Annotated in this window: 8 protein-coding genes; 6 read left to right on the top strand and 2 right to left on the bottom strand. The window is 47.1% G+C overall.

Annotation, left to right across the window (positions count from 1 at the left end; translation table 11 throughout):
* The first annotated feature begins 468 nt into the window (after nt 1-468).
* From aspS to gatB, 4 genes are all read left to right on the top strand, one after another.
* Nucleotides 469-2,217: an aspartate--tRNA ligase gene (gene aspS, locus BLR50_RS13950; protein WP_092643694.1), complete on the top strand. Its 1,749-nt coding sequence runs from the start codon at nt 469-471 to the stop codon at nt 2,215-2,217.
* Between the two features lie 150 nt (nt 2,218-2,367).
* A complete protein-coding gene (gatC, locus tag BLR50_RS13955; RefSeq protein WP_242871778.1) occupies nt 2,368-2,661 on the top strand; it encodes an Asp-tRNA(Asn)/Glu-tRNA(Gln) amidotransferase subunit GatC in 294 nt (97 codons plus the stop codon).
* 160 nt (nt 2,662-2,821) lie between these two features.
* On the top strand, nt 2,822-4,291 hold the full coding sequence (gatA, locus tag BLR50_RS13960; RefSeq protein WP_092643712.1) for an Asp-tRNA(Asn)/Glu-tRNA(Gln) amidotransferase subunit GatA: 1,470 nt from the start codon (nt 2,822-2,824) through the stop codon (nt 4,289-4,291).
* The gene (gatB, locus tag BLR50_RS13965; RefSeq protein WP_092643700.1) at nt 4,288-5,703 is read left to right on the top strand and encodes an Asp-tRNA(Asn)/Glu-tRNA(Gln) amidotransferase subunit GatB; all 1,416 of its coding nucleotides are present in this window, start codon (nt 4,288-4,290) and stop codon (nt 5,701-5,703) included. The genes gatA and gatB overlap by 4 nt, the downstream gene beginning before the upstream one ends.
* An 83-nt stretch (nt 5,704-5,786) precedes the next feature.
* Here gatB and ytaF read toward each other — a convergent pair whose 3' ends face one another.
* On the bottom strand, nt 5,787-6,422 hold the full coding sequence (gene ytaF, locus BLR50_RS13970; protein ID WP_162840459.1) for a sporulation membrane protein YtaF: 636 nt from the start codon (nt 6,420-6,422) through the stop codon (nt 5,787-5,789).
* 351 nt (nt 6,423-6,773) lie between these two features.
* Between ytaF and BLR50_RS13975 the strand changes: the two genes are divergently transcribed.
* The gene (locus BLR50_RS13975; protein WP_092643706.1) at nt 6,774-7,988 is read left to right on the top strand and encodes a DUF6076 domain-containing protein; all 1,215 of its coding nucleotides are present in this window, start codon (nt 6,774-6,776) and stop codon (nt 7,986-7,988) included.
* A 162-nt stretch (nt 7,989-8,150) separates the two neighbouring features.
* A complete protein-coding gene (locus BLR50_RS13980) occupies nt 8,151-8,576 on the top strand; it encodes a hypothetical protein (RefSeq protein WP_092643709.1) in 426 nt (141 codons plus the stop codon).
* Here the strand turns inward: BLR50_RS13980 and BLR50_RS13985 are convergent.
* The coding region (locus BLR50_RS13985; protein WP_143008135.1) for an integrase core domain-containing protein at nt 8,544-8,790 on the bottom strand (247 nt) is incomplete at its 5' end. The genes BLR50_RS13980 and BLR50_RS13985 overlap by 33 nt on opposite strands.

Genomic DNA, 8,790 nt, shown 5'->3' on the forward strand with positions numbered 1-8,790 from the left:
TTGGCAGCCTAGAGATTCTACCGTTCCATCATATCGCTTTTTCCAAAAATAGATATACGATCGGCTTTTGTTATATTTCCGGCTGGCTCGGCTCACGCCATATTTCTCCACATACTTCATTAGGGATTGTCTGTACTTCATGTCTTGTGTTATGCTGTTCATGAGAGATGAGGTCTCCTTTCGGCTTGTTAGGTGTGGTAACTCAACAATAACCGATTTCTCCTCATCTTTCATCTTTTTTTATCTACTGTCCAATATGTATTGTAGTCCTACACGAGATAACAGGTAAAGAGCGCATTTATTCCTTGACAACAAAAACATAGTGTAGTAACATAAAAAGGATGGCAAAGGCGCTCTCTTTTTTTTGGGTGCCTTTGCGCTTTTTTGTAAAAGTTGAGCCGTTTTTGGCTTTGGCTAAACCATATAATTCTGTAGCTTTCATCAAGCTTGCGAGAGGGTAGTGAAACAATGATTTCGGTAAACAGGTATCGTACACACTCATGTGGGGAACTGCGTGAAAATAATATCGGCAGCAACGTATCGGTTGCCGGATGGGTTGCCAATATACGCGATCACGGCGGTATTTTGTTTTTAGACCTGCGTGACCAGTATGGCGTCGTACAGGTGGTTGTTAAGAACGATAAGCTGTTGGAGAACGTTACGAAGGAATGTACCATCACTGTTTCGGGGCCGGTAATTCGTCGTGATGAGGATACCTACAACCCGAAGATAGCCACCGGCACCATTGAGATTGTCGCCGAAAAGCTGGAGGTGCTGGGCAAGGCGCTTTCCATGCTGCCCTTTGAGGTTGATGCCTCCAAGGAAACCAAGGAGGAGGTGCGCTTAAAGTACCGCTACCTCGACCTGCGAAACCAAAAGGTTCATGATAATATCGTTAAGCGTTCCAATATCATCTCGTTCTTGCGCAGCAAGATGACCGAGCTTGGCTTCTTAGAGATACAAACCCCCATCCTTACCGCTTCTTCCCCGGAGGGTGCGCGAGATTATTTAATCCCCAGCCGCAAGCATCAGGGCAAATTCTATGCGCTGCCGCAGGCGCCGCAGCTGTTCAAACAGCTTTTAATGGTTTCAGGCTTTGATCGCTATTTCCAGATAGCCCCCTGCTTCCGCGACGAGGATGCCAGGGCAGACCGTTCGCCGGGCGAGTTCTATCAGCTTGATTTTGAGATGGCCTTTGCCACCCAGGAGGATGTTTTTGCGGTGGCGGAGGAGGTTTTATACGAAACCTTTGCGAAGTTTACTACTAAAGACGTATTTAAGCCGCCTTTCCCGCGTATCACCTATGCCGATGCCATGCTTAAATACGGCAGCGACAAGCCCGACCTGCGAAATCCGCTTGAGATTATCGATATCAGCGATATGTTTATAGAGAGCGATTTTGCCCCATTCCGCGGCAAGACCGTTCGCGCTATTAATGTTGAAAACTGCGGCCTACAGCCCAAGAGCTTTTTCGAGAATATGCTGAACTTTGCCCTCTCCATTGGGATGAAGGGCCTCGGCTACATCAAGGTGGACGATGAGATGAACTACCTTGGGCCGATTAATAAGTTTTTAAGCGACGAGCAGCGTATAGAGCTTAAAAACCGCGCAGGGCTGAAGCCCGGTTGTGTGCTGTTCTTTATTGCAGATACCAAAAGCGAGGCACCCAAGCTTGCGGGGCAGATTCGCACCGAGCTTGGCAACCGTTTAAACCTTACAGACAAGAATTCCTTCCGTATGTGCTTTGTGGTGGACTTCCCGATGTTTGAGCTTGACGAAGAAACCGGCGAGCCTGCCTTTACCCACAACCCGTTTTCCATGCCGCAGGGCGGCTTAGACGCACTCTTAAATAAAAACCCCCTGGATGTTCTGGCCTATCAGTACGATATTGTATGCAACGGCGTAGAGCTTTCCTCGGGCGCGGTACGAAATCACGATCTGGACATCATGGTAAAGGCATTTGAGATTGCGGGCTATTCCGAAGAAACGATAAAACAGAAGTTTTCGAGCCTTTACACAGCGTTTAAATACGGCGCACCGCCCCATGCGGGTATGGCACCCGGTGTAGACCGCATGGTGATGCTGATTACCGAGGAGGAGAACATCCGCGAGGTAATCGCGTTCCCCATGAACAGTAACGCGCAGGATCTGATGATGGGTTCCCCCTGCGAGGTTACCGAGAAGCAGCTTCGCGAGGTGCACATTAAGCTTCGCTAGACGAAGGAGATTAATATAATACTATATTTTTAAACTACAGAAGAATTACTCTCGAGCAAAACTTCTCTGCGGCAAAGCCGCACCGCAATTATTCATGGCGTTTTATGCCTTTCCATACACAAGTATGTGTTTGGCAAGCGCCGGAAAGGAATGGTCACAGAGATGGCGGTTACCAAAGAAGAAATCCTTGACATAGCCCTGCTCTCTAAGCTGTGGGTGGACGAAAGCGAGCTGGATAAGCTTACCGAAGATATGGCGGGCATCATCGCCTTTGCCGACACTATCAATGCCGTAGGTGAATCCGCCGAGGATTTTGATAATATCAATAACCTTTCCAACGTGTTCAGGGAGGATACGGTAGTACCTTCCTACGACCGTTCGCTCATTCTAAAGAACGTAAACGGCGGCGAAAACGGGTATTTCCCCGTAAAAAAACGTATGTAGCCGTTGTATCATTCATCGGAAAGGGTTGGCAGCGTGAAAGTTCTTTCACGCTTGAAAAAAGGCAGTTGACGGTCGAAAAGCATGGCCGGCATCCGCTACGCGGAACATGCCTTTTTCATCATATATGCGCCGCCGCTGCGGTGGCGGAATGGAGGCCAAAATGCAGAGAAACGAAAGCCGGATACGCCGCCTGCACGACCTGTTAACCAGAAAAGAACTCTCGTGCACCGAGCTTACTCAGAAATACATTGATCAGATAGAATCCGATAACGCCAGGCTGAACGCCTATGTGAATGTTACCCCGGCTCAAGCCCTAAAGTCTGCCCAAGAGGTAGACAAAAAGCTTCATGCGGGCGAGAAGCTTTCGCTGCTTGAGGGTATTCCTATGACCCTCAAGGACAACATCTCCACTGAGGGGATTGAAACTACCTGTTGCTCGAATATCTTAAAGGGCTATGTACCCATCTATGATGCTACCGTGTGGAAGACGCTCAAGGCCCACAACGCGGTAATGCTGGGCAAAACCAACATGGATGAGTTCGCGATGGGCTCGTCCTGCGATACCTCCTGTTTTGGGGGCGCGTTAAACCCCTATAATCAAGCGCATGTTGCGGGCGGCAGCTCGGGCGGCGTGGCATCTGCAGTAGGCGGAAACCTTGCGGTATACGGGCTCGGCTCCGACACGGGCGGCTCTATCCGTCAGCCTGCAAGCTTTTGCGGCCTGGTGGGCTTAAAGCCTACCTACGGTGCGGTTTCGCGCTATGGGCTGATTGCTTATGCCTCCAGCCTTGATCAGATTGGCCCCATCACATCCACTGTTGAGGATGCGGCATTGGTATTTGACGCCATCTCGGGTAAGGATGAGATGGATTCCACCTCCAGCGGTGCCAGAGAAACCACCGCGGATAAGCTGAACGGCGATATGAAGGGGTTGCGTATCGGTATTGCGCGTGAATACTTTGAGGGTATTCGAGACGATGTTAAAGCCGCCCTGGAGAATGCCATTAAAACCTACGAGCACATGGGGGCGGAGATTGTTTACTTTAACCTGCCCATTCTGAAATATGCTCTGCCGGTATACTATATTCTTGCCTGTGCGGAGGCCTCCTCCAACCTGGGCCGCTACGATGGTATTCGCTACGGCTACCGTGCGCAGAGCTACAACTCGGTGCACGAGATGATCTGCAAAACCCGCAGCGAGGGCTTCGGCGCCGAGGTAAAGCGCCGTATCCTGCTCGGTACCTATGTGTTAAGCTCGGGCTATTACGACGCCTACTATAAAAAGGCACAGAACCTGCGTGGAACCATTGTAAAGGCGTTCCGCAGTGCATTTGAAACCTGTGACATTATTCTGGCGCCCACCGTACCCATGACGGCGTTTGAACTGAACTTTACCGCCAAGGATCAGGTAGAAACCTACCTTACCGATATCTGTACCGTACCCATCAATATTGCGGGGCTGCCCGCCGTTTCCATCCCCTGCGGCTTCGATGCCAAGGGGTTGCCCATCGGTATGCAGCTAATCGGCAACACCTTCTGTGAAACTACCATACTCAAGGCTGCTTATCATTATGAATCAGAGAAGTATGCTGAGATCTACAAAGAATTAGATTTGGGGGTTAGGCTATGAGCTACGAATTAGTTGCTGGGCTTGAAACCCATATCGAGCTTTCCACCAACACTAAGATATTCTGCGGCTGTACCACCGCGTTTGGCGCGGAGCCGAACACCAACTGTTGTCCTGTCTGTATCGGCCTGCCGGGCACGATGCCAAAGCTTAACCGCCGCGTGGTGGATTATGCGATCCTTGCCGGGCTTGCCACCAACTGTGAGATTAGCCCCATTTCCAAGATGGATCGCAAAAACTACGTTTACCCCGATCTTCCCAAGGCTTATCAGGTTTCTCAGTACGATAAACCGCTCTGTGAGCGGGGGTACATCACCCTTTCCTCCGGCAAGCGTATCAATATCACGCGCATTCATATTGAAGAGGATGCGGGCAAGTTGGTGCATGAGCGCGGTGATACCTATGTGGATTACAACCGCGGGGGTGTGCCGCTTATCGAGATTGTTACCGAACCGGATATCCGAAGCATAGAGGAAGCTATCGAATATGTAGAAAAGCTGCAGCTCATCATGAAATACATCGGTGTTTCGGATGTGAAGATGCAGGAGGGCTCTCTGCGCTGCGATGTAAACATCTCGGTGCGCAAAAAGGGCGACGAAAAGTTTGGCACACGCGCTGAAATCAAGAACATGAACTCCTTTACCTTTATGGCAAAGGCGTTGCAGTATGAATTCGAACGGCAGGTAGACCTGCTTGAAAGCGGTGAAAGGGTTATACAGGAAACCCGCCGCTATAATACCGATACCGGAGAAACCGAGGCCATGCGCGGCAAAGAGGATGCCCACGATTACCGCTACTTCCGTGAGCCAGACCTTGTAACCATTCAAACCTCCCCTGAGGATATCGCAAGGCTTCGTGAGATGTTGCCCGAGCTGCCCGAGCAGAAGCTTGCTCGATATGTTGCCGATTATGGTATCCCCGAAGCAGATGCACAGCTGATTGTAAAATACCGCAAGGTTGCCGAGTATTTTGACGCGGTTGTCTCCAAGATTCAAAACCCCAAAACAGCGTCTAACTTTATTGTGGGGCAGATTTTCAAGGCACTTTCCACCGAAGCGGCAAAGGAAGAGCTTGCTCTCTCGGTTTCATCAGAGATGCTTGCAGAGCTTATCCGGCTGCTGGAAAGCGGGAAAATCAATATGGGTATGGCGAAGTCCACGCTCGATAAGATGCTTGAAACCGGGAAGCATGCAACCGAGCTGCTCTCGCAGGAAGACATGGCCGGTCTTGATGAGAACGCCCTGCGTAATCACTGTATGGAGGCCATAGCTGCCAACCCCGCCGCAGTAAAGGATTATCAGTCGGGCAAAGAAAAGGCGCTCAAGGCTATTCTGGGTGCTGTTATGCGCGCCACAAAGGGCCGTGCAGATGCTGCTGCCGCTGAAAAGCTTCTTATTGAGCTCATCACCAAATAATAATTGTAAAATTATGTGGGACTATAAAAACATTTATAGTCCCACCGGTTTTATTAGTAATTGTATCCGTACCTCTATGTATGCTAAAACAGAATTTCATATAGCCCAATAACAATGAAAAGCGCTCCGGATAGTATAGATGCTTTATCACCTGTAATCAAGGAAGCGCATTTTTTCCCGATAAGCGTTCCAAGAGTTATGGTTATAAAGCTTAATATAATAGTTAAAACCGTAATTGCAATCACGTTTATTCCCGTCATACCCGCGCCAAGCCCTGTTGCTAAGCAGTTAAGCGCCAAAGCGGTTCCTAATAATAAAGATTCCTTGGCAGATATATCACCCGAATAATCCATATCTGCCTTATCAGGATGCTGCATGATTTCTATAAATTCTTTATCAACGTATTCACTTGAGGGCTTTCGAGCGGTTATGTTTTCGGGGGCTGATTGTTTGAGCTTGATTAGGTATTCAGCAATACTCCAAATTCCCATAACGCAAACAATACCGCCGCCTAAGATGTTCCCAAAGCTGTTCGGCAGCACTCCACTTAAGGATTTACCAACAAAGCAGGTTATTAAAGTAAATACACCGGATAACATGGATACTATTAAATTAGAAAGAAAAGGAATCCGTACTTTTCTAATACCATATGCTAATCCGATACTTAAATTATCAAGATTTGCCGCGGCACTTAGAAGAATAACCGATAATATATGCATCCTATGTAACCATACCTTTCTTTCGGGTTTCATGCATAAAAGAGGCGGAATACAACCTATTAAGGCTATCACTGTAGAGAAACTATGTTGGTAATTATCAAGTAAAATAATTTTCGGCTGTTTGTTTTGTTCTTAAGCCTTATATTTACATATGATTAATCTATGTAGTTCTCCCTCATCTTGTTACGACTACGGCGATGAAGAGTTTTGTGTTAAGCCATTATTCTCTCTTTATGGGGTCTTGCCTGGTTTTTCTATTTCTTCTTGCTTTCTTGTTTTGGTTAGGTGTACAATAAAATATAAATAACTGTCTAAACTTTCGTCGTAATAATAAACATCATCGGAGGGCCTATGGCACAGTCAACTAATCGTGAAGAACAGCTTGAAGGCTTTGAATCCTATTGGAGCCGTCGAGCCGATACGTCGTATGTCAAATTCGCAACCTCATACAATACTGCAACGGTAGACATCGAGAATAAGTCTTTGTTTCTTTCAGTTAACGGTGGGGACGGCTTTTTTGAGCCTGGTGAGCCACTTTTAGGGAAAACGTTGGCCTGTTCTGTCGGTGACGGTCTGGCGGAATTTGCTGATGCGCCGTTTGAACAGGCTGTTCAGGCAGCTTTGGCCGAAATCGCAGCAGCTTCACTGAGTAATGGCAGTCAAGCATACACAGAAACGGTTCTTCGTGCGGTCAGCAATGTCGCTGCGCTCAGCCATTATACCAGGGCGTTTCCACCCTGTTTTACCGAGGTTTGCATGCAGGCCGCAAAGGACTATTTTGATTACCTGCTGTTACTGCAAGAAGAGTATAAAAAACTTATCGCTGCCTGCTTTGCCGAAACACCGTATGATAATGAGATTAGGGAATTTACAGCAGCATCAAGATTTTATTTCTACTGCATGATGGAAAATACCGGATTGTTTCATAGCCTTACATATCATTACACCTGTCGCAGGGTAACAAAATGCATCGGCGAAAAAAAGGGTGCTTTTACTACCGATGTAACCGAATCGCTCCCGGCAGACCGGTATAAAAAATACCTTGAAACAGTAGAGGATACACAGAATACCGGCCGTACCCAGCCAAACAATTTTGAAAAGGCATTTGATCTTCCGGTAACCTTTACCGAGCTCAATATTGCATTGCCCGCGCTACTTGAACAGGAATATGAGCTCGCACGGCTGGATGAGGTGCTGGTTTTGGAGTTTGAGCAGATGCTCCGTTTGAACCTGCGCATGAAGCGGTGCAAAAACTGCGGGCATTATTTTGTGCTCAAGGGCAATTATCCTACCGATTATTGTGATAAGATTCCTCAGGGCGAGAACAAACCCTGCCAAATGATTGCAGCTACCGATAAATACTCGCAGAAGCTTAATGATTGTCCACCCCTTGCAATTTACAACAGGGAATATAAGCGCCTTCACGGAAAGATGAAGGCCGGGCGGATTTCACACGACCAGTTTAATATATGGAAAGAGCTTGCAAAGGTGATGCGCGACCGATGTACGCAAGGGAAAATAAACCTGGAAGAGTTTCAATCGTGGCTAAACGGTTACCGCTTTTAATATCTTACAAATCAACACACTAATGAATTGTCTTACTTTGTCTAAAATTGTTGAAAATAGCCTTGTTATGCGGTTTGTGCCATGATATAATGATTAAAACAGCTAGCCGTACACAGGAGATCTGAGCACTCAACCCGTTTACAAGAAGATGAGGCTAAGATAATGGAAGACAAAAATCTCAATGAAAAGTTAAATTGGAAACAAGAGTTTGTTGACAAGCAGCTTGAAAAAGAGTATATCCTCGGTGTTAATCAGAGCTCAATGAAGTATGTCAGTGTTTCAATATTTGCATTGGGTATTGTTTACTTTTTGTTTATCATTGTGGATTACCTGCGTATTGATAACACAAACACCTTGCTCTTAATACTGCTCAATCGCACACTGCTCTGCCTTTTGCTGTTTGGGTTGTATATTGTACTGCATCGGTCAAAAAAATATATGTTTTTTAACGTTCTGTATAGTGCGGCCGAAGTTTTGAACTGCATCCCGTCAAGAGGACAGCGAAAAAACATAAAATTTTCCCGACCAGTGGTGAACAAAACCACTGGTCGCTTTTTATGCAGCGAAGTAGAGATTAAATTTCTCTAACGGTGTCAGAACACCCAAGTTGCGTTGCACACGCCGGGTGTTGTAATAGCTGATGTAACTCTCAATCATCTGAATAAGTTTCTGCTTGCTGGTGAATCTCCGACCGTAATAGCGTTCGCGTTTCAAAATGCCCCAGAATCCTTCCATAGGACCGTTGTCGATGCAATGTGCCACACGGGACATGCTTTGCGTCATACCAGCTTTTTCGAGTTTG

This window comes from Acetanaerobacterium elongatum (assembly GCF_900103835.1).
GTDB lineage: Bacteria > Bacillota > Clostridia > Oscillospirales > Ruminococcaceae > Acetanaerobacterium > Acetanaerobacterium elongatum.

Coding starts and splice junctions, on each gene's coding strand:
- aspS (WP_092643694.1), top strand. CDS start 469: ATGATTTCGGTAAACAGGTATCGTACACACTCATGTGGGGAACTGCGT.
- gatC (WP_242871778.1), top strand. CDS start 2,368: ATGGTCACAGAGATGGCGGTTACCAAAGAAGAAATCCTTGACATAGCC.
- gatA (WP_092643712.1), top strand. CDS start 2,822: ATGCAGAGAAACGAAAGCCGGATACGCCGCCTGCACGACCTGTTAACC.
- gatB (WP_092643700.1), top strand. CDS start 4,288: ATGAGCTACGAATTAGTTGCTGGGCTTGAAACCCATATCGAGCTTTCC.
- ytaF (WP_162840459.1), bottom strand. CDS start 6,422: ATGCATATATTATCGGTTATTCTTCTAAGTGCCGCGGCAAATCTTGAT.
- BLR50_RS13975 (WP_092643706.1), top strand. CDS start 6,774: ATGGCACAGTCAACTAATCGTGAAGAACAGCTTGAAGGCTTTGAATCC.
- BLR50_RS13980 (WP_092643709.1), top strand. CDS start 8,151: ATGGAAGACAAAAATCTCAATGAAAAGTTAAATTGGAAACAAGAGTTT.